A 22224-nucleotide genomic window follows, 5' to 3' on the forward strand; every position below is an offset into this window, starting at 1 on the left:
CTTCCGAGCCACACAAGCAGCAGAACCTCATCAGCTACACCCCACTGTCCTGGGCGTCCAGGGCATCAACCCCAGACACCTACAAACTTAGGGAACACTCATGACCACAGTCGAAAACCCGGTCACCACATTCCGTATCGAGCCGGTCGCGGGACATATCGGGGCCGAGATCACCGGTATCGATCTGCGTGACGATTTCACCGACGAGCAGATCGCCGTGCTCACCGGGGCGCTGCACGAATACAAGGTGCTGTTCTTCCGCGATCAGCAGATCGGGCATGCCGAGCAGATCGCGTTCTCGCGCCGGTTCGGTGCGGTGACGCCCTCGCACCCCTACGACGAGGATGCGCCGACCGAGGCCCCGGAGATTCTGGCTGTCGACAGCCGGCTGTACGAAAAGCGTTTCGGGAAGCGGAAATACAGCTACACGAATCGCTGGCACACCGATATCTCGCCGCTGATCAATCCGCCGGCGGCCTCCCTGCTGCGCGCGGAGATCGCCCCGGAACGCGGCGGCGACACCCAGTGGACCAACCTCGCGGCCGTCTACGAAGGCCTGCCGGATTCGCTGAAGTCGTTCCTGGACGGGCTGCGGGCCGAGCACCGCTTCGGTGGCAAGCAGCCGCTGTGGGATCCGGAAAGCACCTACGCCAAGCGCGTCGAAGCCGCACCGCTGGTGACCGAACACCCGGTCGTGCGCGTCCATCCGGTGACCGGCGAGCGCGTCCTGTTCGTGAACCCGGGCTTCACCACCCGCATCATCGGATTGACCCCGCGCCAAAGCGACGCCCTGCTCGAACTGTTGTACGCCGAACTCGCCGATCCGGCCTACACCGTCCGATTCCGTTGGCAGCAGGGCAGTCTCGCGTTCTGGGACAACCGCGCCACCGCGCACCCAGCGACCTCGCCCACCTCGACGTGACGCGCGTCCTCTACCGCACCACGCTCGAAGGCGATATCCCGGTCGGCGTGGACGGCAAGCCCTCCCGCTCCATCTCCGGTGCGAAGTTCACCGGCTCCACCGACTGACCGACGAAAAGAGTGGCCGCCGTGATGATCACGGCGGCCACTCCTTCGTTGCATCCCGTATTCGTTTGTCGCCCTGCGCGATCGGCTCCGGTCAGCGGCCCAGGGGGCGCGGCGGCGGAGGCGGCTCGCGGCGCTGGTCCGGATCGGGGCGGTATTGCTGCGGCTGCTGCGGTTGCGGGGGCTGGTAAGGCAATTGCTGGGTGGACGGATCCGGGCGGGTCCGGGTCACCGGGGGCAGTGAGGCGGCCGGGTCGACCGGGGTGCGGGCGTCGGCCTCCGCGGCGCGCACGGCGCGCTGGGTGGCCGGGTCCGTGGCGGTTTGGAACCAGTCGGCTACCTCTTCGGCGTCGTCCTCGATGTGGTCCTCGCCCGCTCCGTCGGGAGCCGGCTCGTAGCGGAAGACGCCGTCTTCACCCTTCGTGGCGAAGTTGCGGGCGAATCCTTCGAGGGCCTTACCGAAGTCGCTGGGCACCAGCCACACCTTGTTGGCGTCGCCCTTGGCCACCTGGGGCAGGGTCTGCATGTACTGGTAGGCCAGCAGTTCCGGGGTGGGCTTGCCGTTCTTGATGGCGGCGAACACCTTTTCGATGGCCTTGGCCTGGCCTTGGGCCTGCAGGTAGGCGGCGGCGCGCTCACCCTGGGCGCGCAGGATGCGGGACTGGCGTTCACCTTCGGCGGACAGGATCTGCGCCTGCTTGCCACCTTCGGCGGAGAGGATCGCGGCCTGCTTCTGGCCTTCGGCCGTCTTGATCGCGGCTTCGCGCTGGCCTTCCGCGGTGAGGATGATGGCGCGCTTCTCACGGTCGGCCTTCATCTGCTTCTCCATCGATTCCTGGATCGACGGGGGCGGATCGATGGCCTTCAGCTCGACTCGCGAAACACGCAGGCCCCAGCGGCCGGTGGCCTCGTCGAGGACGCCGCGCAGCTGGCTGTTGATCTGATCGCGGGAGGTCAGGGTTTCTTCCAGCGTCATGCCACCGACCACGTTACGCAGCGTGGTGATGGTCAGCTGTTCCACGGCGGCAATGTAATTGGAGATCTCGTAGACCGCGGCCTGAGGACTGGTGACCTGGAAGTAGACCACCGAGTCGATCTGCACGGTCAGGTTGTCCTGCGTGATCACCGGTTGCGGCGGGAACGAAACGACTCGTTCGCGTAGGTCCACCTTGGCGCGCACCCGATCCGCGAACGGCACCAGGAACGTCAGCTGTCCCGACACGGTGCGCGAATACCGGCCCAGCCGTTCGATGACGGCGGCCTCGGCCTGCGGCACCAGCGCCACCGACTTGAAGACCACCACCACGACCAAGAGGACGAGAACGATGGCAACAATCAGTACAGCCATCACGGCCCTTTCCAGACGACGACGTGGGCGCCGTCGATCCTCATGATGTACACGGTCACTCCCACGGCATAGGACTCGGAGGCGTCGAAGGGACGCGCGCTCCAGACCTCACCGTCGATCTTCACCCGGCCGCCGTGCTCGTCGACGGCCTCCAGCACACGAGCTGTCTTACCCGGCAACGCGTCCACGCCGGTCTGATGCGGCGGCGGACTCATGTAGCGCCGCAACAGGAGTGGGCGAACCAGCGCCAGCAATGCGATCGAGGAGACACCGAAGACCACCGCATCCACCAGGATCGGGGCTCCGGTCGCGCCACTCACGCCCGCGGTCACGAGCGCGGCGACGCCCAGCATGATCAGCACGAGATTGCCTGTGAGCATCTCGGCCGCCGCGAGGAGTATCCCCGCGACCAGCCAGACTATTGCGGCCACATCACCCACAGTAGCCGTACCGGCGGGTTACGGCCGCTTTTCGTGATCACCTTGCGGCTCACCGGCGCGGCGCGCCCACCCACCCCGCCCGCGGCCATACCGGCTCGGCCGCCACTGCGGCGTGGCGCACACAACGCGCTCGGAATGGGCGCGGCGAGAGCGGAATTGCCCCGCGACGGCGGTAATCTGCCTCCCGTGAGCAGGCACCAAAGGTACGGCGACATCTACTCCGGGCATACACGCAAGCAGAAGCGGGAAATACCGCGCGTGATCGCCGAACGAGACCTCGTCGCCGAGGACGCCGCCACCGGATTCTGCGGTGCCGTAGTCGGTTTCGACCGCAGCTACGACGGCGAGTTCGTGAAGCTCGAGGACCGCAAAGGCCGGGTTCGCCTGTTCGCCATGCGCGAAGCCGCTTTCCTGATCGACGGCCAACCCGTGACCCTGGTGAAACCCACCGCCACCGCGCCGTCGAAGCCGACCCGGTCGGCCTCCGGTTCCACACGCGTCGAGGGCGTGAAAGCCAAAGTGGCCAAGGCCAGCCGCATCTGGGTGGAAGGTGTCCACGATGCCGCGCTGGTCGAACGGGTGTGGGGTCATGACCTCCGCGTCGAAGGCGTCGTAGTCGAACAGCTGGAGGGCCTCGACCATCTGGCCGCTCGCCTCACCGAATTCCGCCCCGGCCCCGGCCGCCGCGTTGGTGTCCTCGTGGACCACCTGGTCACCGGCTCCAAGGAAACCAACCTCACCACCGGCCTCGGCGCACACGTCCTGGTAACAGGCCATCCCTACATCGACGTCTGGCAAGCAGTCCGCCCCTCGGCCGTCGGCATCCCCGCCTGGCCCGACGTCCCCCGCGGCGAAGACTGGAAAACCGGCATCTGCCAACGCCTCCGCTGGGGCACCCCCCAAGACGGCTGGCGCCGCGTCTACAACGCCGTCAACTCCTTCCGAGACCTCGAAACCCCGTTGATCGGCGCCGTCGAACGCCTGATCGACTTCGTCACGGATCCCGAATAGCGCTTCAGGCCCGGCGTATCTCCCGCAGTCCCGCCTCCGGCGTCCACCACCGAACGACAAGCCGGTCACCGTCAACGGAGGTATGGACTACCTCCTGGATATCCAGCCTGAACAAATGCGAGTCCTCACTCGGTAGCTCGAAGGCAACCCCCGCCACCTTCGCGTCCCCACCCTCCATCGACCCATCCCCCGGATTGGCATGAATACCGAACCGCCCGTCCCGCTGCAGATCACGCGCCTTCACCGCACCCGTCATCGACCCGAGCCGCATCTCCCCACCCTCGAACTCGACCTCCGTCCCACTCACCCGCGGTGACCCGTCCCGCCGCAAGGTCGCCAGCACATGATGCTTCGTCGCCGCGAACCGAGCCCGCACCGCCGCCGCCAACTCGGGCGCCGCCCCCTCGAACTCTTCCCACGTAGCCATCCCCCCACTCTGACATCACCCACCGACACCTGACGCCTTGCCCATCCGTTGGCACAAAATCGTTTTGGTTGCCTCGGGGATCGGGGATTCGATCGCTGAATGTCGCGGCCGCACAGTGTCGGCCGCGACATCGATACAGCAGGCTAAGCCCCGTCTTCGATATCGGAGATCAGCTTGGTGGAGAGGTCGCTCTGGACGGCGAGTTTGGTGTGTCCGGCGTCGGGGCCGGTGCCCCAGGTGAGGGTGACCGTGGTGAAGAGGTGGCCGGCGCCCGAATCGTGGTATCTGACTTCCCAACCGGTGGGGACGTCCTGTGCGCGCAGGACTCCGTCGGCGTGGTTGGCTTCCTCCCAGGCGGCGAGGCGCTGCCGGAAGTCCTCGGTGAGGTAGTGGGCGCGCAGTTCTGTGCTCAGGTCGTCGGTGCCGTCGCTGACCGCGTCGATGTAGGCGCCGTAGAAGTCCGCTACGCGATCCACCGCGGAGTCCGGGCTGCCGGACCGGACCGCATCGCCTTTGCCGGTGTCAACGTCTGACATGAGATTCCCCTCTCGATCACGTCATTGCTGAAGCTGTCGAACACTTTTCATGATCCACGGACCATTCGACACTCGAGGCGAAATCGACTGTTATACAACGTGTTCCATTCAGTGGCGGGATTGCCGAGTTCCGATCGCAATCAGGCGAAGAATCCGACCAACAGGTCGTATACATCCACAAGGTCACCCGCGGCAGCCCGTAGGAACATCCAATCGAGTAAGCCGACACCGGGCAGTCGGTTGGATCCCTCCCCGATTGCCCGCAACCCCGCCGGCACGCGACAGTGGAAGCTACCGTTTTCCCCCATCTTGGATGCGATAAATGTCAGCAGCCCCCACACAACGCACACACCGCACTCGCTACACCTCCGTAGACGGAAAGCAGGCCGCGTGGCGGATGATCGGTAGCACCATCGAAATCCTCGCGCTCACCGTGACGAGCGCCGCCCGCCCACCCAGCACCGTCGCCTTCGACGACAACACCTGCCACGACCTGTGCTGGGCCCGCGAGCGATTCAGCAAATTCGCCGATCTCTGGGACGCCATCCGCAGCGAATACTGGCACCTGCTACTTCACAACGACGCACACGTCATCTGACGCCCGCGCTTTCGCAGCAGCGGCGTTCAATTATCTGGCAGCTCATCGCTGGTCACGAGTGCGTGAACTCTCCCCAATCGTGGCGTCGCGGCCTCAACGTCGTATTCGTCAGGTTCGGGGAACGCAGCGGGCTCGAGCGCGGAGGGGAGAGCAGCGACATCGGGCACGGCCAAGGATGGTCACCACAGCAGCTGCTCCGGGCGCTGCCGCGCTTCGGCTGGTACCAGCGATTGGATGAGGCTGCGGCCCTTGACTTGTCGGCGCAGGTGGCCGCACTGCCCGAGCAGGAGCGAGCTCGCCCGGATCCGGTATATCGCGTCGCCTGCCTACGCAAGACGGACCGCAACCTATAGGTTGTGTTGCACGGTTAGCCCGTGGCCGGTGTCGGCGAGCAGGTGGCCGTGCTCGCATCGCAAAGTGGCGCGAACCGTTGCGCCGCAATCGGTATGGGTGATCGTCAAGGGCGGGCCTGCTGGGCCCGCGAGGTGCTTGTCGCCCCATTGCATGAGGGCCGTGAGGACCGGTTGTAGTTCGCGACCGGCTGGGGTGAGGCGGTATTCCTGGCGGGTGCGAGCTCCGGATTCGCGGTAGTCGACACGTTCGAGCACGCGCGCCTGCGTGAGGCTGCGGAGGCGGGTGACCAGGATTGCGCGGGACGCGCCGGTTGCTTCTTGGATCGCGTCGAAGCGGCGTACGCCGAGGAAAACCTCGCGCAGTATCAGCAGCGACCACTGCTCCCCCACGACCCCCAGTGCTGCCGCGACCGAGCATTCTCTCGCCATTGCCCCATCCTATCTGAGTCTGACTTCTGAACTCAGTGCTAGCATCCGAACCCATGACATCCATCGACACTCCGCCCGGCCCGGCCGGTGCAGAACTCCGCTCCAAGACGGTGACCTGGCACGATCCGCAGGCCACCGCCACGGCCGGGCGCGACAGGTCGGGGCTGGAATTCCTCACCGCCTGGCTGCACGGCGAGGTACCCGCCCCGCCCATCTGCGAGCTGGTCAACACCCGCCTGGTCGCCGTCGAGACCGGCGAAGTCGTGTTCGCCTGCACCCCCGACGAATCCGTCTACAACCCCATCGGCATGGTGCACGGCGGCCTCGCCTGCACCCTCCTCGACTCCGCCGCGGGCTGCGCCGTCCACTCCACCCTCCCCGCCGGATTCGGCTACAGCTCGATCGAAATCAAAGTCAACTTCCTCCGCCCCATCCACCTCCACACCGGCGAGATCCACGCCCGCGGCCGAGTCACCAAACCCGGCAAACGCGTCGCCTTCGCCGAAGCCGACCTCTCCGACACCAACGGCACCCTCCTCGCCACCGCCACCAGCAGCTGCCTGATCATCCCGTTGACGGATCAGTAAGGCGTAGTTGCTCAACAGTCGACTTGGGCAGGCTGCCAACCGAATTCGTCGACGGACTAACCCGATGCAAGTTCAGGAGGCCGCCGGACCGCTAGTCGTTGCGGGTCGGTGATTCAATTGCCGGCGCCTGGCCAATGACGCAGGGGCGATGTGACTGCGGGCACTTCGGTCATGGGGCTCGGGTGGACTTGCTCTGCCGAATCGTTGAAGCAGAATGCTGTCAGTCCGCCGATGACGAGTGCCAATGCTGCTGCCGCGCCGGCGACCGGGCGTATCCAGCAGCGCCACTGTTGTCGTTCGCTCACCGCACACTCCTTCGCCGGACCGTGTCGGTTGAATCGGGGGCGAGGATGTGGCGTTACCGAATCATCGCGGGCTGCGTTGCCTGCGCTGGGTGGGGTGGGTCGGCTATCTTCGATATGAGCCACCGGCCATGTCTCGGCTATCCGAGGGGTGCAGGTGGAGGCCGGTTTCTGGAATGTGAGGAATCTTAGATTTGAGTTCCCCTAGCGCGACGTTGACGGTATGGGCCGGCTCCTGGCTGGCCGGTCGTAGCGCGCCCGACGATGTGCTGGACGCGCTGCGGGCCTGGGCGCCTCGGCAGAGTGTGGCCGCGGGGGATCCGGTGGCGGGCGGGCATACGGGGTTGCCTTGGGCTTCCGATGAGGAGCCCGATGCGGTGGCGGGGGCCGGGATCATGGTGCTGCTGAAGGTTATTCGGGAGGCCCTCAGCGGGGACGGGGCGCAGGTGCGGTTGGTGTTGCCGGTGCCGGGGGACGTGCGCGGGCTACCCGTGGGGTCCGAATTCGCCGCGGCGGCAACCGAAGCGGGAGAAGGACTGTTGATCGGGGTGGCGGGTCACGCGGGGACGGGGCTGGTGCCGGTGTGGACCGATGAGGATGCGTTGCAGTGGCGGGTTTATGCCACGCCCATTCCGGTGACGGCCGAGCCGGATATGCCGCTCGGTGAGGCCGAATACAGCATGCGGGAAGCGGTGCGGGATGCCGCTGACGCGCTGCAGCATTTGCAGACGACCCGACTGGGGTCGGGTGGGGTGGGGCCGCGGGAGCTGGTCGAGGCCGAGCTCGCGGGGCATTCCAAGCATCGGTATCCGGATTCCATGCCGCTGCGGGCGCGACGGATTCTCGATACCGCCGACCAGGTGGCAGCCATTTTGACCGTTGCCGAGCGGGAACCGGCTTCGGCGCCCACTTCGTCGAGTGTGGCGGCGGCACAGGAAGCCTTGTTGCGGCCGCTGTGGAATGCGATTCGATCGGCGCGACTGGCGGCGGTGCACGCTCGCTGACGCGACGTTCGTGAGCCGTGTGGCGGTGGTGTCCGATTTCTTCAAGACCGGCGGGCTGTGCCGCGCTTACGGTTCAGGCATGACGGTGAAAGTAAATGTGATCCAGATCGTGGTGTCGGACATGGCCGCTTCCATTGCCTTCTACGAGCGGCTCGGCGTCGAGTTTCCCGCCGGATCGGCGAATGAACCGCACGTGGATACGCAGCTCGGCGGTGGCGTGCGGCTGTCGTTCGATACAGAGGAGACCATCAAGTCCTTCATGCCGGAGTGGGAGCGACCGACCAGCACCGGGCGGCTCGGGCTCGCTGCGGAATGCGAATCGCCCGCCGCGGTGGATGCCAAATTCGAGGAACTCGTTGCCGCGGGCTACGAGCCGGGGATGAAGCCCTGGGATGCCTTCTGGGGACAGCACTACGCGGTCGTGCACGATCCGGACGGCAATGGCGTCGACCTCTACGCGGCGCTCTGATCCGCCGGCGCCACTACGATTCCCGAGCTCAGTTGCCCAGCAGTTGTTTCGGTGACAGCCCGCTGAGCTCGCGGAAATCTCTGGTCAGATGCGCCTGATCGGAGTATCCGGCGTACGCGGCGGTGTCGGCGAGCGGGACGCCGGCACGAGCCAGCGCGAGGGCCCGCTGCATCCGCAGCACCCGCGACAAGGTCTTCGGCCCGTAACCGAACGCCGACAGCGACATTCGATGTAGCCGGCGGGCGCCCAGCTCGAGGGCGTCCGCCGCCTCGGCTACGGCAGTGCCCGCGCGTAGTGCGTGCACTATCCCGCGCACCAGCGGATCGACGGGATCGGCCTGCGCGGCGCGCCATTGCGCGACGGCCTCCAACCCCGCGGCCGGGTTGCGCGCCGCGGCGACGAGTTCGAGGGCCCGCCGAGTGTCGGCCGGGCTCCACAGGTCCGCGAGTTCGACTCGGCTGTCACGAAGTTCGTGCGCCGGGACGCCGAGGAAGGTCGGCGCGGTGCCCGGATAGAAGCGAATTCCCGCGAATTCGACCGACGAGCCGGACGGCGGATGATACGCGCGGGTGTCCGGACCCGCTACGGAAAGCCCGCCGTCGGTCCACATCAGGTCCATCGAACCATCGGGCAGCACAGGGATATCGGTGTCGGCGACGCCACTGCGGGTCCAGATCACCGCACCGGCGACGCGGGACGGACGCTCCCGATAACCCTGTGGTGCATGGATTTCCAGCCCGGATGGTGCAGACTCCTCACGGAAGCCGTTGAAAGACACCTCGTTAGGCAGTTTGCGCACGAAAGCATGTCGTGCACACTTGCACTCGATGCAATCTTGCATGAACTGCCTTCCCTGACCGGTTTCCATCAGTGCTTGCGCACCACCCGTTCCGGTTCACCCGGCTTCCAGATGGTGATGTCGAGGTGCTCGCCGATGACCTCCACCGCGGACGCCCCGGTGATGTCCGCCGCGAAGAAGGTGTCGAACTTCTGGCCGCGCAGATCGAACCCGCTCTCCGCGTAGAGCGATTCCGCCCAGCGCTGGTGTAGCGCCTCGTCCGGAACATCGTGGACCACACCGAACAGTTTGGCATCGCCGTCGCCGACGTGGGTATCGGTGGTGGCGGTGTGCAGGCAGAACCTCGGATCCCGCTGTAGGTCCTGGAACTTCGTGGTGCCCGGCATGCCGACCAGCCACAACTCGCCCTCGAAGAGACGCGGTTCCAGCGGGCTGATGCGTGGAAACCCGTCCGAGCGCAGGGTGGCGAGCATGCAGAGATTGCCGGTGGCGGCGTGCCGACGGACGAAGACTTCCGAGATGCGGGGCGCCGCGGCAGTGAACTCGGTCCAGGAGGTCATGTCGTGACGGTACGCCCGGGGTCCGACATCGGGGATTGTCTGTTTGAATGATCGAATTCGTCCGGTCGGTTACGGAAGGTGCGGTCTTGTCTCTCCCCCGCCGTCTCGTCGCGGTTTCCGCGGCTGTCCTCGCCTGCGCCGCCCCGGCGGCGGCCCCGGCCTCCGCGGTGGTCGGCGGCAGTGAAGTGCCGGCGTCCTCGTATCCGTGGCTGGGGGCGGTCGGCAGTCCGCTGTTCGTCGTGCGCGGCTCGGGACAGTTCTGCGGCGGCGTGCTCATCGCGCCCGATCAGCTACTGACCGCTGCGCATTGCCTGCAGTTGCCGGGGCCCGTATCGGTGCCCCTGACGTCGGTCATGCTCAAGGTCGTCTTCGGCCGCAGTGAGCTCACCGAGCACGACGGCACCACGGTCGGCGTCACCTCCGTGCGCGTGCACCCCGGCTTCCGCACGGAGAACGTCGATGGCGTCGACGTCTTCCACCACGATCTCGCCATCCTCACACTCAGCAGTCCGCTGCCCGGACCGACCGTGGACCTGGGTGCACCGCACGGGGATTCCGCGAGCATCATCGGCTGGGGCGGGACCAGCTCCGACGACACCGATCTGTCGAACACCCGCCTGCACGCGGCGAGCGTGCCGCTGGTGCCGGATGATGCGTGCGCGGCGGCCTACGGCGCGGCGTTCGATCCGTCGGACATGGTGTGCGCCGGCTCCACCACGGCCGATACCGGCGAATTCGACAGTGGCGGGCCGCTGGTCGTCGACGGGAAGGTCGTCGGCATCACCTCGTGGGGACGCGGGACGGCGCAGCCCGGGTCGCCGGGCGTGTATGCGCGGCTCCCCCAGCCGTTCTGATCCCGTCAGATCTTCGAGGCGGACTGGGCGAAGCCGAACACCTCGTCGGGGTCGTAGTGTTTGGCGATACTGCGTAGTCGCGAGGCATTGCCGCCGTAGTAGGCGCTTGCCCAGTTCTTGATGCCCGGATCGATGTAGTTGACGAAACCGGTATCGCCCGTCAGGTTTCCGAGCCCGTCACGCACCTCGTCGACCGCGGTGCGCGCCGCCGCAGTGGTATCCCCGACGTACATCTGCGCGGTGGCCAGCGCGCCACGGTAGGCGAATGCGGTGTCCGACGCGCCGATTCGGGCCGGGGCGCCGACCATCGAATCGAGCAGGATGTCCATGCCCTGGCGCCCCGTCAGCAGCGCGGTCAATTGTCCGGGATCCGCCAGGGGCTTGGTCAATACGCGTGATGAAGCCGTGAACGATTCCCGGCCGAGCACGCCGCCACCGTTCCAGCTCGGACGGCATTGCGCCACCGAATAGTTCGCGCAGCCGCCGAAGTACATCATGGCGGAGAGATAGTCCTTGTTCAGTGCGAACCGGTTGGTGGGCTGCGATCCGGCCGCGGCGATCAGCTTGTCCAACAGGGCGTTCATATCCCCCGCCGAGCCCACGTAGCAGCCATTGATGCGGCAGGTCGGCGGCGAGCCCGCCGATAGCGCCAGCGTGGACCAGAATTCGTCCGGTGCGGAGGTGGTGAACGACTGCCAGGCACCCAGCACCGCGGTCACGGATCCGGCCGGGAACTGGACCTGGAAGACCGTCAATTGTGGCGCGGGCACGGTGCGGAAGGTGAAGGAGGTGACGATGCCGAAGTTGCCGCCACCGCCGCCACGCAATGCCCAGTAGAGGTCGGGTTCCGAATCGGCCGCTGCCGTGCGCAGTACAGCGTCCGCCGTGACGACCTGCGCCGAAACCACGCTGTCGCAGGTCAATCCGTACTTTCCGGTGAGGACCCCGATACCGCCGCCCAGCGTCAGACCCGCAATACCGACCGTTGGGCATGATCCACCCGGCAGGGCGCGACCGGCCTTCGCCAGGCCGGCATAGACATCGATCAATCGTGCGCCCGCACCGATGACCGCCGTGCCGTCGGCGCGGACGTCCACGCTGTTCATGCCGCTCAGGTCGACAACAAGTCCAGCGTCCGGTGTCGAATATCCCGCATAGCTGTGCCCACCGCTGCGCGCCGCGATCGGCATCCGCCCCGCGGCCGCGCCGACACACGCCTGCACATCGGAGGCGTTGGCGCACTGCGCGATCGCCGCGGGCTGCCGGGAATCGAACACCGGGTTGTAGGCCAGCTTGGCTTGGCCGTAGCCGGCGTCCGCGGGCAGATTCAGCACGCCGGACAGCCGCTTACGCAACGCGCCCCAATCCATCGGTGCCCCGACTGTCCGCAGCACCTCCGACGGCGGCACCGGCACCTCGGACCCGGTGGTCACCGGCGTTCCGCCGGCCGCGTTCCGTTGTGGCGCAAAGGCTACGAAGCCCAGGCCGAGCGCGACCGCGCTCGCACTCACCCCCATACCGGCCGCACGCAATACGGTCCGCCGATCCATCGCCATGCAGGCGTCCTCCCCCGAGGCTGTGAAACGTAGCTTCTACGTTCACATATCGCGGGGAGGGAACAGACCGTTTCAGTCCGGAAGGGTTCGTTCAGCTCAGCATGCCGTCGGCGAGCCGCGTCCATTCGGTGAGAACCTGCTTGCGGCGCAGCCGATCTCGGCCCACCATCTCGTCCAGCGTGGCGCCGCGCACCAGGTTGATGGTGAGCCAGAACGCCGCCTCGAGCCGATCTCGCGGAACATCGACGCGTTCGGCGCAAGCGTCCAGTAGTTCGATGGTCAGATCGTGTTGCACGCGAAGCATATTCCGCCGTAAGGCGCGATCGTTCGCGATACCGACATACAACTCGACACTCGCCTTGCCCAGCTTCCCCGCGAACGGCGCGGTCACATACTCGACGAGCACCTCCCCCGCCGACGCCGTCGCGCCCAGCGTCCGGGTCCGCCGCTGCAAGGCCTCGCGCTGCCGCTCGGTCAGATGGTCGATGGTTTGGGCGATCAGCTCCTGGCGCGTATGGAAGTGGTGCAGCTGCGCACCGCGCGTCACCCCGGCGCGTGCGGTGATATCGGCGATCGACGCGCTCGCGTAGCCCACCTCGGCCAGGCTGTCGATGGCCGCGTCCAGCAGGAGGGCCCGCGTGCGCAGGCTCTTCTCCTGATGCTTGTTCGGGGGCAGGGCGGAAACCACTAGGTCAGTCTAACCGGCAAGGAAAATTGCGTGCTGTCTTGCATGCAATTGGATGTCGGTCGTACTGTGTCGGCATGCCCGTCGACCGCTTGCTGCCCACGCCCGAGGCCCGCGACCTCATCGAGCTGACCCGCGATATCGCCGACAAGGTCCTGGAACCCTCGGTCGTCGAATTCGAGAAGCAGGAGAGGTACCCGGAGGAGGCGTTCCGCGCGCTCGGCGCCGCGGGGCTGCTGAGCCTGCCGTATCCGGAGGAGTTCGGCGGCGCGGACCAGCCCTACGAGGTGTACCTGCAGGTGCTGGAGGAGCTCGCCGCCCGCTGGGCCGCGGTGGCGGTAGCGGTCAGCGTGCACAGCCTGTCCTGCCATCCCCTGTTCGCCTACGGCACCGACGAGCAGAAGCAGCGCTGGTTGCCGGATATGCTGTCCGGCAACCTCATCGGCGCCTACAGCCTGTCCGAGGCACACGCCGGCTCCGATGCCGCCGCCCTGCGCTGCCGCGCGGTCGAAACCGACGGCGGCTACCGCGTCACCGGCACCAAGGCGTGGATCACCAACGGCGGCAAGGCCGATTACTACACGCTCTTCGCCCGCACCGGCGAGGGCTCCCGCGGCATCTCCTCGTTCCTGGTGCCCGCCGACACCCCCGGCCTGTCCTTCGGCAAGCCCGAGGAGAAGATGGGCCTGCGCGCGGTACCCACCACCTCCGCCGCCTACGACGAGGCCTTCCTGCCCGCCGAACGCCTCATCGGCCAACCGGGACAGGGCCTTTCGATCGCGTTCAGCGCCCTCGACGCCGGCCGCCTCGGCATTGCCGCGGTCGCCACCGGCATCGCCCAGCGCGCCCTCGACGACGCCGTCGCCTACGCCAAGCAGCGAGAGGCCTTCGGCCGCCCCATCATCGACCACCAGGGTCTCGGTTTCGTGCTGGCCGATATGGCAGCCGCCGTCGACTCCGCCCGCGCGACCTACCTCGACGCGGCCCGCCGCCGCGACGCCGGTCTCTCCTACTCCCGCCAGGCCAGCGTCGCCAAACTCATCGCCACCGACGCCGCCATGAAGGTCACCACCGACGCCGTCCAGGTCTTCGGCGGCTACGGCTACACCCAGGACTTCCCCGTCGAGCGCTACATGCGCGAAGCCAAGATCACCCAGATCTTCGAGGGCACCAACCAGATCCAGCGCCTGGTCATCGCCCGGAGCCTGGCCGGGAGCTGATTTCGGGCGGTCGCTCGTAAGCGCCGATCTCCGAGTGCGAGAGCGACTCTCGTTCGTAGAGACCGGCCATCATCTCCGCCCACTTCCAGGCCGCCATGCCCGGGTCGACGAATGCGACGCCCAGCTCGGCGCGGAGTGCCCTGGCGAAGCCGGGCGGCGCGATCTCGGACAGGACGATGACCTCGGCGCCGTCCCGGTCGACCGCGAGCCGGGCGGCTGCGCGAACGCGGGCCAGGAAGGCGTCCGGATCGGCGAGCGCCTCGGGCACCGTCATATTCACCTCGCGAACCGAGGCCAGGTGCCGGTCCATCCCTGCCAGGAGCGCGTTCTGCTCGATCTGCGCCGTCCATTTCCGCCGTCCGGCGATCACCGAGAATCGATGGCCGAGAGTCGAAGCGAGGAGCATGGCGGCCTCGCCCATGCCGATGTCGCGGGCGAGGTCGGTCAGGCGCTCCACCGCGGAAATCGCCAGGGGATCGGTACGCAGCACGCTCAGGTATGCGCCGATCGCCTCGTCCGGGGAGTCCTCGTGCTCGTAGCACTGCCCGGCCAGGAACATGGCCTCGTCCGCGTGTGGCGGGGCGAGGCGATAGGCCTCCAGGCAGTCGCTTCGGCAGCGTGTCCACTCCCCCGCGCTGAAGAGCACCTCGGCGCGATGCATGTAACCCCGTGCGCCGCTGGGCGAGAGAGCGATGTATTCGTCGGCACGGTCCAGCGCCGTTGCGGTATCGCGGAGCCAGAGTGCTTCTCTGATACGGCTTTCCAGTGCCGCGTACAGCATTTCATCCGCCGCGGCCGCTCGGTCGGGATCGTCCCGGGCGGCCGAACGGGCCAGGTCTTCGGCCAGTGCCATATCGGTGGCGACCGCGGCGGCGTCACCGCGAAATTGCGGAATGAATGCGCCGACTCGGTGGTATCTGCTGAGCATCAAGGTCCGGGTGTGCTCGTCGAGCCCGGTCGCGGACTCGATGGCGGCCAGATGCACCGTCTGCCAGCGCGCGCATTCCGCCGCGTCGCCCCTGTGCTTGGCGTTCTGCCTGACCATTTCGTAGGCCGCGTCGATGCGGGTCGTGCCCGGCGGTGCGTGCAGTGCGATCGGCGCGAATTCATCGGCCGAGAAACCGTCTTCCGCATTGTCGAGCCACTTCTTGGACCTGGCCCAGGCGCGCAGGTATACGAGGGCGGCGCTGGCTTCGTCGCGTTCGACATCCGCGGCCGGGATGTGGTGCACAAGGTTCAGGATGTCTTCGTAGAGACCGAGTTCGGCCAGTGCCCAGCACACGCGTACGCGCTGCTCGGGTCGCTGACCGTGCCACGATTCCACCCGATCGCAGAGGATCGACCAGCGTTCCGTACGAAGCGTTTCCGGCAGTTCGGCGGCCGTGCGAACGGCGAATTCCGGGCGGCCGACGGCGGTGGCCAGGGCATCGCGGAAGGACGGGCTGAGGGAGATCTGCAGGCGCGGTTTCGGCGCTTCCTCGACCATCGATCGGTAGCCGAGTTCGATCGCCTGGTTCAGGAAGGTCGGTCCGGTGGGTGCGGGACCGAGATCGAGCAAGGGCCTGTGCAACCACAACCGGAAGGGATCGAATACTTCTACGGGTAGCGACCAGCGTGATATCGGGAGCTCCTTGGATGAACCCCGCAGCCGCGCAACGTGATCCGGGGCCGGGCCCAAAACCGTACAGGCTACACGTTTCACGGTAGCATCAACCGTACCGCCTGTACACCCCGAGGCGATACGGTAATCCCCACCGCCCCTTCGGATTTCATGATCACATCGAATCGAGGCCCATTGCCCGCCAGGCGCGCCGATGCCGAACGCAATCGCGACAAGATCCTCGCGGCCGCCCGCGCTGTGTTCACCGACCCCGCCGCCACCGTGTCGATGGCCGAGATCTCACGCCGCGCCGGTGTCGGCATGCCGACGCTCTACCGCCACTTCCCCGGTCGGGGCGAACTCCTCGAGGCCCTCTTCACCGACGAGGTCGATGCCGTCTGTGCGGCGGCCCGCACCGTCGACGGACAGACCCCGGGGGCGGCGCTCATCGCCTGGCCGCACCGGCTCTTCGCCTTCCTCGCGAACAAGCGCCACATCGCCCCCGAGCTGTTGCGGCATGCGGATGGCAGCAACCCGATATTCGACAACGGCCGCAATCGGGTTCTCGCTGCGGGCCGCCCACTGGTCGCGGCCGCGCAGCACTCCCACGAGATTCGCGGCGACCTCACCCTCGAGCAGATCCTCGACCTGGTCAAGGCGGTCGCGTCGATCCCGGGCGACGCCGAGTACGTCGGGGCGATCCTGCGGGCCACCTTCGACGGATTGCGCGGTTGATCACCGCGTATCCGTTCCTAGCGGCGGTAGTAGATCTTGCCGGGCTCGGCGGTTCGGGCGCAGGCGCATTCTCGGTCCAGGCCGGAGAGCGTGGTGGCCGAGCAGTACCTGATTCCGATCGGGTCGTGCGCTTCCAGGGGGTGCGGGCAGGCCGCGCAGGCGGATTCGACCGGAGCGGTGGTCACGGGGGTTGTGGATCCGTTCGAAGACAAATGCCTGATCACCCAGATCTACATCGTAGACATACATCGCTGACGCCTCTGAGGTTACACCTGCGCATTCGCGGTTCACAGGGTGGGCAGCACACCGCCGTCGATGACCTGGACCGTGCCGGTGATGTAGGCGGCGCGATCGGACGCGAGGAAAGCGACGAGTTCGGCCACCTCCGAGGCGCCACCGGGGCGACCGGTCGGGATGTGGAAGGTTTCGGCGAATTCCGCACGCGCGGCGTCGATATCACCGCCGGAGCGCTCGGCGAGTTCGTGCAGGCGGCGGGTCAGGCCGCTGGTCTCGATGACGCCGGGGGAAACGACGTTCACCCGGATCCCTTGTCCGGCAACCTGACCGGCCAGCCCTTTACTGTAAGTGTGCAGTGCGGCCTTGGCCGCGGCGTAGGCGACCGCGGCGGGCTGGGGCCAGCGGGCGGCATTGGAGCCCACGTGGATGACCACGCCGCGACCCCGCGTGATCATGTCCGGCACGATCTCCCGGTCCAGGCGAACCGCGGACAGGAGCGACCCGCTGAGGTCCGTCAGCCATTCGTCGTCGGTCATGGCGAGGATGCCGCCGGGGACGCGGGTCTGGGCGCCGGCATTGTCGACCAGGATGTCGACGCCGCCCAGATGATCGAGCGCGGCAGCCGCCAGTTCGCGTGGGCCGTCGGCGGTGGTGAGGTCGGCCGCTATGAAATGACCTGCGGGCGTGCCGGTTCCAGGCGTACGGGCAGCCACGACCACACGGGCGCCGGCGCTTTCGAGGCGGTGGGCGATCGCGGCGCCCAGACCCCGGGTGCCGCCGGTGACCAGGACTCGGAGGCCGCCGAATTCGCGGTCGAGGGGGCCGGAGGTCATGCGTGCTCCTTTTATCGATGATCGTCGATGATCGAACAAGCTACGATAGCGCCGTGCGCAACTCCCTGCATCCGAACCTCGACGACGTCACGATCACCGATGTGCTGTTCGCACTGGGCGATCCGATCCGGTTGCAGATCGTGCGCATACTCTCCGACGGGCACGAGCACCTGCGGCCCGACTTCGATGTGCCGGTCGGGCAATCCACGCTCAGCCACCATATGAAGACCCTGCGCGAGGCCGGTGTGGTGTTCAGCCGCCCGGAGGGCACGCGCTGCTACGTTTCACTGCGCACCGAGCTGGAACAGCGCTACCCGGGCCTGATCACCACCGTCCTCGAGGCCGGCGACCGCGACGGGAAGCACCCTTAGTCGCCGAGCCGCTCTCAGCCCGAGTGGCGCGCTAATATCAACCCCGGCAAAACTTTTCGCGTGTGCGCAATCGTGGCCGGATGCCTGCGGTGTGGCCTCGTGCGGGGATACCGTTGATGCATGGGTACCTCGGTCGCAGTCCCGCATCCGCCAGTGGCCGTGTTCCGGGGGCTGCTGGGTGGGGGTATCGGCCCGGAGCTGAATGCCGATGTCCGGGCCGAGGCGCAGCGAACCGCGGCGGTGCTGGCCGGAATACCGACGCATGCCGGTCCGCTGGACCGAACTGCCGCCTTACAGCGAGCAGGGGCTGCGGCCGGCGAGCTGGTCAGGACGTTATGCGTGGAAGCGGGGCCCGTCATCGGCGAGGACCTGCCCGCGGACTCGGTGAGCCAGTTGTTCTTCCGGGTCCGGGAGGTGGATCTGTCCGATCAGCAGGCGGCTCTGCACGGTGTCCTGGTGATCCATCGCGGGCTGCAGGATCTGTGCCGGGCGCCGTTGTCGGGGGCCGATCTGGCGGTGGAGGTCGCGGGCATGCGGCAGGCCGTGCTGGACCTGACCGGCGCGGCGGCCACCGACGAGCCGGTCCGGGCGCCCTTGCCCGAACCCGTGCCCGCGGTGGAGGTCTCGCTGGAGCGTGAGTGGACGGCGCGCTGGCTGGTGGGACATCAGGTCCATGTGCTGTTCAATATCTGTGCGGCGGTCGCGGTGACCGATGCCGTACACCATCTGCGCCGCGGTGCGGCCGAGGCGGCGCTGCGGCGCCTCGGGCATGCGACCACGTACACGCGGGGGTTCCCCGCGGCGATGACCCACGCCAGCACGATCCCGGTGGACTACTACATGGCGGCCGTGCGCCCCACGATGCAGCCGCCCGAGGTGGCGATCCCCTTGAGCGGGCGCCAGCATCGCGGCTACAAGACATTCCGCGGTGCGATGAAGGAGCTGCTGAAGCTGGTCCCGGATTCCTACGAGCGGTTGCATGCGCGCGATCCGGAACTCGCCGCCGCTCGCAGCGCGCTGCTCGAGGCCGATCTCGTGGACAGCGAACGTCATGTCACACTCGCCTATTCGATGGTGCGGCTGCGCCGTTCCATCGCGCAATTGCCCACCGGCCCGGACAATGCCGTCGGCGAGCTACGGCGGATGCGGCACCGGCGCGCAGCGCAATACGCCTCGCTCATCCAGTTCGGGGACCACTACATCGCCGACGCCGTAGCGGCCTTGCGGCACGGATAGCAGCCGGAATCGATTCGCGGGCAGGATATTTCCGAGCAGGCGTCGTCCGGGCCCACGACCCGGCCGCCGGAGCAGGGGTGCACCTTGATCGAGGAGATCGCCGATCTGGCGTTGGGGCCCGCCGAGGTCACCGAGGTCGATCGGCTCGCTCGCGGCGTATGCGCCGATGGCCGCGATCCGGTGGACTCCCCCGAGTGGGTGGCCCGCGCTCGATACAACTGGGATGAGCTGCCACTCGGGCTGCGGCGTGGTGTTCGCGAATTCCGCAGGCACTCCGGCCCGCGCGGCCTCCTGATACTCCACGGGCTGCCGGTCGATGAGCCGATGCTGCCCGCGACACCCTCGACACCGGATTCGGTGCAGCGCAGCGCGACCGTCCCCGCCGCGGTGCTGACCATGCTCGCGTGCGGACTCGGCGACCCGGCCGCGTATCTGGCCGAGAAGTCCGGCGCCCTCGTCCAGGATGTGGTGCCCGTCCGCGGCAAGGAGTCCTTCTCGGGAAATGCCGGCTCGGTATTGCTGACCTTTCACAACGAGAACGCTTTTCACCGCCACGAACCCGACTATGTCCTCCTACTGTGCCTGCGCGCCGATCATGACCGCAGCGCCGGGCTGCGCACTGCTTGCCTGCGTGAAGCGCTGCCCTTGCTGACGGCAGCGAGCCGGGAGGTGTTGTTCGCGCCGGAATTCATCACCGCGCCACCGCCATCGTTCCCCTCCGACAAGGGAATTCGCGCCCCGCAGCCGATTCTGTCCGGGGCGGTCGAGGATCCCGATGTCCGGATGGCCACGATCGCGACCACGGCGCTGACTCCGCGAGCCGAGGCCGCACTCGCCGAATTCGGCCGAGCGTGCAATACGGTCGCCCGGATCACGCGGCTCGTGCCCGGGGATATGGCGATTCTCGATAATCGGGTCACGGTCCACGGTCGCACCGCTTTCCGGCCCCGCTACGACGGAGCGGATCGCTGGGTGCAGCGCACCTTCGCCATCGCCGATCTGCGCAGCTCCCGCGACCACCGCCCGCACGACGGCTACGTACTCACTCGCTGAATCAGCCGGCGCCCGGCAACTGCGCGGGCACTGCCCGCGGGCTAATCACCGGAATCGGGGGTGGCGCTGGTGATCGTTCCGCCGATCACGATGTCCGAACCGCGGCAGAGCGGGGCCAGATCCTGGGTCGAGTGGGGAGCTACCACGCCGCTGAAGGGATAGTCGTAGGTCTGCGGTGCTCCCGGCGGCATGTCCGGGAACGGGGGAATGACTTCGTGACTGCCCTGGCAATAGGCCACACCGGAAATGGTGTACGGGTCATCGTTGTCGTTGGTGCAAGTCAGCGCGTGGCAGGTGATTCCGGGCGCGACATCGTGTGCCGCCGCGATGCCTGCCGCGCCGAGCGATACGGCTGCGGCGCCCGCTGATACCGCCAGCATCGTGGGTATTCGAGAATGCATTCGATGGTCTCCTTGCCGGATATCCCCGACCGGTCTGACAGCACCCAGGCTACTCCGCGGTTTTCACCCACCACATGCCTTGCCCGGATTCGGCAGGAGCGAGTTTCGGGCGCGGGGCGATGCGTTCGAGGCGGTAGCCGAGGCGCTGGGCAACCGCGGCGCTACGGGTATTGGCGGCATCGCAATGGATTTCGACGCGGTCCACGCCCGGTAGCGCGAGGGCGATGCGGGTCAGTTCGGCGGCGCTGCGGGTGATCACGCCGCGGCCGGTGTGGTCGACGTGGCACCAGTAGCCGATTTCCAGGGTGCGCGGGCCGACGCGATCGTGGATTCCGATGGCGCCGAGCACCGCCTCCGCACGGTCGAAGATTCCGTAGTTGAAGCTGCCCGACGCGCTGGGCCAGCTCGCGGCCATGGCGGCGCCGAATTCGCGCTGCTGTTCCAGGGTGATCGGTTCGGCGGCCCATTCCATCCAGCTGTGCAGGTGCTCGAACGAGGCCGTGAGCGCCGCGAACCGCGGTAGCAGATCCAGCGGTTCCCAGCGGCGAACGACCAGATCGCCCAGCGCTATTCGCTGCGGCGGGGTGATGCCGGGCGAGAGTGCCGATGGCGCTTCTATTTCCATGAATCCGAACTTATCGATCGGCCGGGGAATCGGCATTGCGGAGCGCGAGGATATCGGTGATGAACACGTCGGGTCCGCCGGTGCGGAATACCTCCAAACGCGCCGCACCCGTTTCCTGGATGATCGCCGGGCCTTCGTAAGGGGGAATGTCGGCAATCGATGTGGTGCCGATCCGGACGGAATGGATCGGATCAGCGGCAATGGAAACGGCTGGGCGAGAAAGCGTTCCGACCGGTCTGGCTGGTGAGTCCAGTATGAAAATCAGGGGACGTTCCGGAGCGTCCTGATCGTCACGCGGAACCCAGATAGGGAATCCCAGATCGGTGTACTGCCAATAGCTGCCGGCGAGTTCCCCGGGCAGACTGCCACGCAGTCCCACACCGAATGGACTGGCGCCCGAACGCACCCAATCGGCCCGCCGATCCAATCGCAATGGATTGTGCTGCGCTTCGGCTTTGTCACAGACCCACAACAATTCCAGGAAGAGCGACCCGATATGCAACCTCCGATTACGTGTCCCCTGCCCCGCGTGGCGCATGCCCGCATCCGGTTCGAGGCCCGCCGCCGCGAGCCGCTCCGCCCAGTCATCGGCCGGATCGACCAGGCAGAACACGTGATCGAGCTGCATGATCGCACGATACCCCGCCTCCGATAGGGGTCCGCAGGCCGGCGCGCGAACACCCCGATAGGGGGTTGCGATAGGGGTATAACAGGATTCGCGATCGGGACATCACGGACACCAAGATCAGTGTACGATCGTGCGACATTCGAATATGTTGCAACACAAGTAGTTTGAGTTCCGGATCGACGCGAACGCAGGGGGTTTGCGGGGGCAGGTAATCGAAGGAATTCATCGAACATGTCGTAGCGCAGGGGAAGCTCGCCGGCACGGTGTGGGTGCGAAGCGGTGATCGACCCGATCCGCAGAA

General features: G+C 67.1%; 26 protein-coding genes and 1 pseudogene. 12 read left to right on the top strand and 15 right to left on the bottom strand.

The genetic code is table 11. From position 1 onward, the window contains the following. Positions 1-100: 100 nt before the first annotated feature. A pseudogene (locus ACH438_RS11030) lies at positions 101-1029 on the top strand (TauD/TfdA dioxygenase family protein). Between the two features lie 91 nt (positions 1030-1120). Here the strand turns inward: ACH438_RS11030 and ACH438_RS11035 are convergent. Next, positions 1121-2374 carry an SPFH domain-containing protein gene (locus ACH438_RS11035; RefSeq protein ID WP_397003777.1) on the bottom strand — a complete coding sequence of 418 codons (1254 nt, stop codon included), beginning with the start codon at positions 2372-2374 and terminating at the stop codon, positions 1121-1123. Then, the gene (locus ACH438_RS11040; RefSeq protein WP_397003779.1) at positions 2374-2805 is read right to left on the bottom strand and encodes an NfeD family protein; all 432 of its coding nucleotides are present in this window, start codon (positions 2803-2805) and stop codon (positions 2374-2376) included. The genes ACH438_RS11035 and ACH438_RS11040 overlap by 1 nt, the downstream gene beginning before the upstream one ends. 195 nt (positions 2806-3000) lie before the next feature. Between ACH438_RS11040 and ACH438_RS11045 the strand changes: the two genes are divergently transcribed. Beyond that, on the top strand, positions 3001-3825 hold the full coding sequence (locus ACH438_RS11045) for a DUF3097 domain-containing protein (protein ID WP_397003781.1): 825 nt from the start codon (positions 3001-3003) through the stop codon (positions 3823-3825). Between the two features lie 4 nt (positions 3826-3829). Here the strand turns inward: ACH438_RS11045 and ACH438_RS11050 are convergent, their stop codons facing one another. Together ACH438_RS11050 and ACH438_RS11055 are read right to left on the bottom strand one after the other, a co-directional pair. Next, a complete protein-coding gene (locus ACH438_RS11050) occupies positions 3830-4252 on the bottom strand; it encodes a pyridoxamine 5'-phosphate oxidase family protein (RefSeq protein WP_397003783.1) in 423 nt (140 codons plus the stop codon). A 143-nt stretch (positions 4253-4395) separates the two neighbouring features. Then, positions 4396-4788, bottom strand: a complete 393-nt coding sequence (locus ACH438_RS11055; RefSeq protein WP_397003785.1) for a hypothetical protein — start codon at positions 4786-4788, stop codon at positions 4396-4398. A gap of 322 nt (positions 4789-5110) precedes the next feature. On the opposite strand from ACH438_RS11055, the gene ACH438_RS11060 reads away from it, so the two are divergent. After that, positions 5111-5386 carry a hypothetical protein gene (locus ACH438_RS11060; RefSeq protein ID WP_397003787.1) on the top strand — a complete coding sequence of 92 codons (276 nt, stop codon included), beginning with the start codon at positions 5111-5113 and terminating at the stop codon, positions 5384-5386. Between the two features lie 347 nt (positions 5387-5733). Here the strand turns inward: ACH438_RS11060 and ACH438_RS11065 are convergent, their stop codons facing one another. After that, entirely contained in the window at positions 5734-6168 is a 435-nt protein-coding gene (locus ACH438_RS11065) for a winged helix-turn-helix transcriptional regulator (protein ID WP_397003789.1), read from the bottom strand. Between the two features lie 53 nt (positions 6169-6221). Between ACH438_RS11065 and ACH438_RS11070 the strand changes: the two genes are divergently transcribed. The 3 genes from ACH438_RS11070 (at position 6222) to ACH438_RS11080 (ending at position 8530) form a co-directional block, all read left to right on the top strand. Next, a complete protein-coding gene (locus tag ACH438_RS11070) occupies positions 6222-6755 on the top strand; it encodes a PaaI family thioesterase (RefSeq protein WP_397003791.1) in 534 nt (177 codons plus the stop codon). A 496-nt stretch (positions 6756-7251) separates the two neighbouring features. Beyond that, positions 7252-8061: a hypothetical protein gene (locus ACH438_RS11075; protein ID WP_397003793.1), complete on the top strand. Its 810-nt coding sequence runs from the start codon at positions 7252-7254 to the stop codon at positions 8059-8061. 79 nt (positions 8062-8140) lie between these two features. Continuing rightward, positions 8141-8530, top strand: coding sequence for a VOC family protein (locus ACH438_RS11080; protein ID WP_397003794.1), 390 nt, complete (start codon positions 8141-8143; stop codon positions 8528-8530). Between the two features lie 28 nt (positions 8531-8558). On the opposite strand, the gene ACH438_RS11085 is transcribed toward ACH438_RS11080, so the two are convergent. Together ACH438_RS11085 and ACH438_RS11090 are read right to left on the bottom strand one after the other, a co-directional pair. Further along, on the bottom strand, positions 8559-9329 hold the full coding sequence (locus ACH438_RS11085) for a helix-turn-helix domain-containing protein (RefSeq protein ID WP_397003796.1): 771 nt from the start codon (positions 9327-9329) through the stop codon (positions 8559-8561). 68 nt (positions 9330-9397) lie between these two features. Then, a complete protein-coding gene (locus ACH438_RS11090; RefSeq protein WP_397003798.1) occupies positions 9398-9889 on the bottom strand; it encodes a pyridoxamine 5'-phosphate oxidase family protein in 492 nt (163 codons plus the stop codon). Between the two features lie 86 nt (positions 9890-9975). On the opposite strand from ACH438_RS11090, the gene ACH438_RS11095 reads away from it, so the two are divergent. After that, complete coding sequence (locus tag ACH438_RS11095; protein WP_397003800.1) at positions 9976-10743, top strand: S1 family peptidase; 768 nt, start codon at positions 9976-9978, stop codon at positions 10741-10743. Between the two features lie 5 nt (positions 10744-10748). Here the strand turns inward: ACH438_RS11095 and ACH438_RS11100 are convergent, their stop codons facing one another. Together ACH438_RS11100 and ACH438_RS11105 are read right to left on the bottom strand one after the other, a co-directional pair. Then, positions 10749-12299, bottom strand: coding sequence for an FAD-binding oxidoreductase (locus ACH438_RS11100; RefSeq protein ID WP_397003802.1), 1551 nt, complete (start codon positions 12297-12299; stop codon positions 10749-10751). A 91-nt stretch (positions 12300-12390) separates the two neighbouring features. Then, positions 12391-12987: a TetR family transcriptional regulator gene (locus tag ACH438_RS11105; RefSeq protein WP_397003804.1), complete on the bottom strand. Its 597-nt coding sequence runs from the start codon at positions 12985-12987 to the stop codon at positions 12391-12393. Between the two features lie 74 nt (positions 12988-13061). Between ACH438_RS11105 and ACH438_RS11110 the strand changes: the two genes are divergently transcribed. Continuing rightward, a complete protein-coding gene (locus ACH438_RS11110; RefSeq protein WP_397003806.1) occupies positions 13062-14204 on the top strand; it encodes an acyl-CoA dehydrogenase family protein in 1143 nt (380 codons plus the stop codon). Here the strand turns inward: ACH438_RS11110 and ACH438_RS11115 are convergent. Next, positions 14176-15762 carry an aspartate/glutamate racemase family protein gene (locus tag ACH438_RS11115; protein ID WP_397003808.1) on the bottom strand — a complete coding sequence of 529 codons (1587 nt, stop codon included), beginning with the start codon at positions 15760-15762 and terminating at the stop codon, positions 14176-14178. The genes ACH438_RS11110 and ACH438_RS11115 overlap by 29 nt on opposite strands. A gap of 237 nt (positions 15763-15999) precedes the next feature. Between ACH438_RS11115 and ACH438_RS11120 the strand changes: the two genes are divergently transcribed. Beyond that, positions 16000-16539 (top strand): TetR/AcrR family transcriptional regulator, encoded by a 540-nt coding sequence (locus ACH438_RS11120; RefSeq protein WP_397003810.1) that lies wholly within the window; start codon positions 16000-16002, stop codon positions 16537-16539. Between the two features lie 17 nt (positions 16540-16556). Here the strand turns inward: ACH438_RS11120 and ACH438_RS11125 are convergent, their stop codons facing one another. Continuing rightward, positions 16557-16724 (bottom strand): RGCVC family protein, encoded by a 168-nt coding sequence (locus ACH438_RS11125; protein ID WP_397003812.1) that lies wholly within the window; start codon positions 16722-16724, stop codon positions 16557-16559. 102 nt (positions 16725-16826) lie between these two features. Beyond that, positions 16827-17609 carry an oxidoreductase gene (locus tag ACH438_RS11130; RefSeq protein WP_397003814.1) on the bottom strand — a complete coding sequence of 261 codons (783 nt, stop codon included), beginning with the start codon at positions 17607-17609 and terminating at the stop codon, positions 16827-16829. A gap of 53 nt (positions 17610-17662) precedes the next feature. Here ACH438_RS11130 and ACH438_RS11135 point away from each other — a divergent pair, with 53 nt between their 5' ends. From ACH438_RS11135 to ACH438_RS11145, 3 genes are all read left to right on the top strand, one after another. Beyond that, a complete protein-coding gene (locus ACH438_RS11135; RefSeq protein ID WP_397003816.1) occupies positions 17663-17980 on the top strand; it encodes an ArsR/SmtB family transcription factor in 318 nt (105 codons plus the stop codon). A gap of 120 nt (positions 17981-18100) precedes the next feature. Beyond that, positions 18101-19216 carry a hypothetical protein gene (locus ACH438_RS11140; RefSeq protein WP_397003818.1) on the top strand — a complete coding sequence of 372 codons (1116 nt, stop codon included), beginning with the start codon at positions 18101-18103 and terminating at the stop codon, positions 19214-19216. An 84-nt stretch (positions 19217-19300) separates the two neighbouring features. After that, entirely contained in the window at positions 19301-20269 is a 969-nt protein-coding gene (locus ACH438_RS11145; protein ID WP_397003820.1) for a TauD/TfdA family dioxygenase, read from the top strand. Between the two features lie 41 nt (positions 20270-20310). On the opposite strand, the gene ACH438_RS11150 is transcribed toward ACH438_RS11145, so the two are convergent. From ACH438_RS11150 to ACH438_RS11160, 3 genes are read right to left on the bottom strand one after another with little or no spacing between them, the layout of a single operon-like run. Further along, a complete protein-coding gene (locus ACH438_RS11150) occupies positions 20311-20670 on the bottom strand; it encodes a hypothetical protein (protein WP_397003822.1) in 360 nt (119 codons plus the stop codon). Between the two features lie 49 nt (positions 20671-20719). Next, positions 20720-21295, bottom strand: coding sequence for a GNAT family N-acetyltransferase (locus ACH438_RS11155; protein ID WP_397003824.1), 576 nt, complete (start codon positions 21293-21295; stop codon positions 20720-20722). A 10-nt stretch (positions 21296-21305) separates the two neighbouring features. Continuing rightward, a complete protein-coding gene (locus tag ACH438_RS11160; protein ID WP_397003826.1) occupies positions 21306-21923 on the bottom strand; it encodes a VOC family protein in 618 nt (205 codons plus the stop codon). Positions 21924-22224: the final 301 nt, after the last annotated feature.

The sequence above is a fragment of the Nocardia sp. NPDC020380 genome (genome assembly GCF_044386975.1).
In the GTDB taxonomy this organism is placed as follows: Bacteria; Actinomycetota; Actinomycetes; order Mycobacteriales; family Mycobacteriaceae; genus Nocardia.

What these genes read in the sequence shown, in the direction of transcription:
- ACH438_RS11035 (WP_397003777.1), bottom strand. Translation starts at nt 2,374, where the DNA reads ATGGCTGTACTGATTGTTGCCATCGTTCTCGTCCTCTTGGTCGTGGTG.
- ACH438_RS11050 (WP_397003783.1), bottom strand. Translation starts at nt 4,252, where the DNA reads ATGGCTACGTGGGAAGAGTTCGAGGGGGCGGCGCCCGAGTTGGCGGCG.
- ACH438_RS11055 (WP_397003785.1), bottom strand. Translation starts at nt 4,788, where the DNA reads ATGTCAGACGTTGACACCGGCAAAGGCGATGCGGTCCGGTCCGGCAGC.
- ACH438_RS11060 (WP_397003787.1), top strand. Translation starts at nt 5,111, where the DNA reads ATGTCAGCAGCCCCCACACAACGCACACACCGCACTCGCTACACCTCC.
- ACH438_RS11065 (WP_397003789.1), bottom strand. Translation starts at nt 6,168, where the DNA reads ATGGCGAGAGAATGCTCGGTCGCGGCAGCACTGGGGGTCGTGGGGGAG.
- ACH438_RS11070 (WP_397003791.1), top strand. Translation starts at nt 6,222, where the DNA reads ATGACATCCATCGACACTCCGCCCGGCCCGGCCGGTGCAGAACTCCGC.
- ACH438_RS11080 (WP_397003794.1), top strand. Translation starts at nt 8,141, where the DNA reads ATGACGGTGAAAGTAAATGTGATCCAGATCGTGGTGTCGGACATGGCC.
- ACH438_RS11090 (WP_397003798.1), bottom strand. Translation starts at nt 9,889, where the DNA reads ATGACCTCCTGGACCGAGTTCACTGCCGCGGCGCCCCGCATCTCGGAA.
- ACH438_RS11100 (WP_397003802.1), bottom strand. Translation starts at nt 12,299, where the DNA reads ATGGCGATGGATCGGCGGACCGTATTGCGTGCGGCCGGTATGGGGGTG.
- ACH438_RS11110 (WP_397003806.1), top strand. Translation starts at nt 13,062, where the DNA reads ATGCCCGTCGACCGCTTGCTGCCCACGCCCGAGGCCCGCGACCTCATC.
- ACH438_RS11130 (WP_397003814.1), bottom strand. Translation starts at nt 17,609, where the DNA reads ATGACCTCCGGCCCCCTCGACCGCGAATTCGGCGGCCTCCGAGTCCTG.
- ACH438_RS11140 (WP_397003818.1), top strand. Translation starts at nt 18,101, where the DNA reads ATGGGTACCTCGGTCGCAGTCCCGCATCCGCCAGTGGCCGTGTTCCGG.
- ACH438_RS11150 (WP_397003822.1), bottom strand. Translation starts at nt 20,670, where the DNA reads ATGCATTCTCGAATACCCACGATGCTGGCGGTATCAGCGGGCGCCGCA.
- ACH438_RS11155 (WP_397003824.1), bottom strand. Translation starts at nt 21,295, where the DNA reads ATGGAAATAGAAGCGCCATCGGCACTCTCGCCCGGCATCACCCCGCCG.
- ACH438_RS11160 (WP_397003826.1), bottom strand. Translation starts at nt 21,923, where the DNA reads ATGCAGCTCGATCACGTGTTCTGCCTGGTCGATCCGGCCGATGACTGG.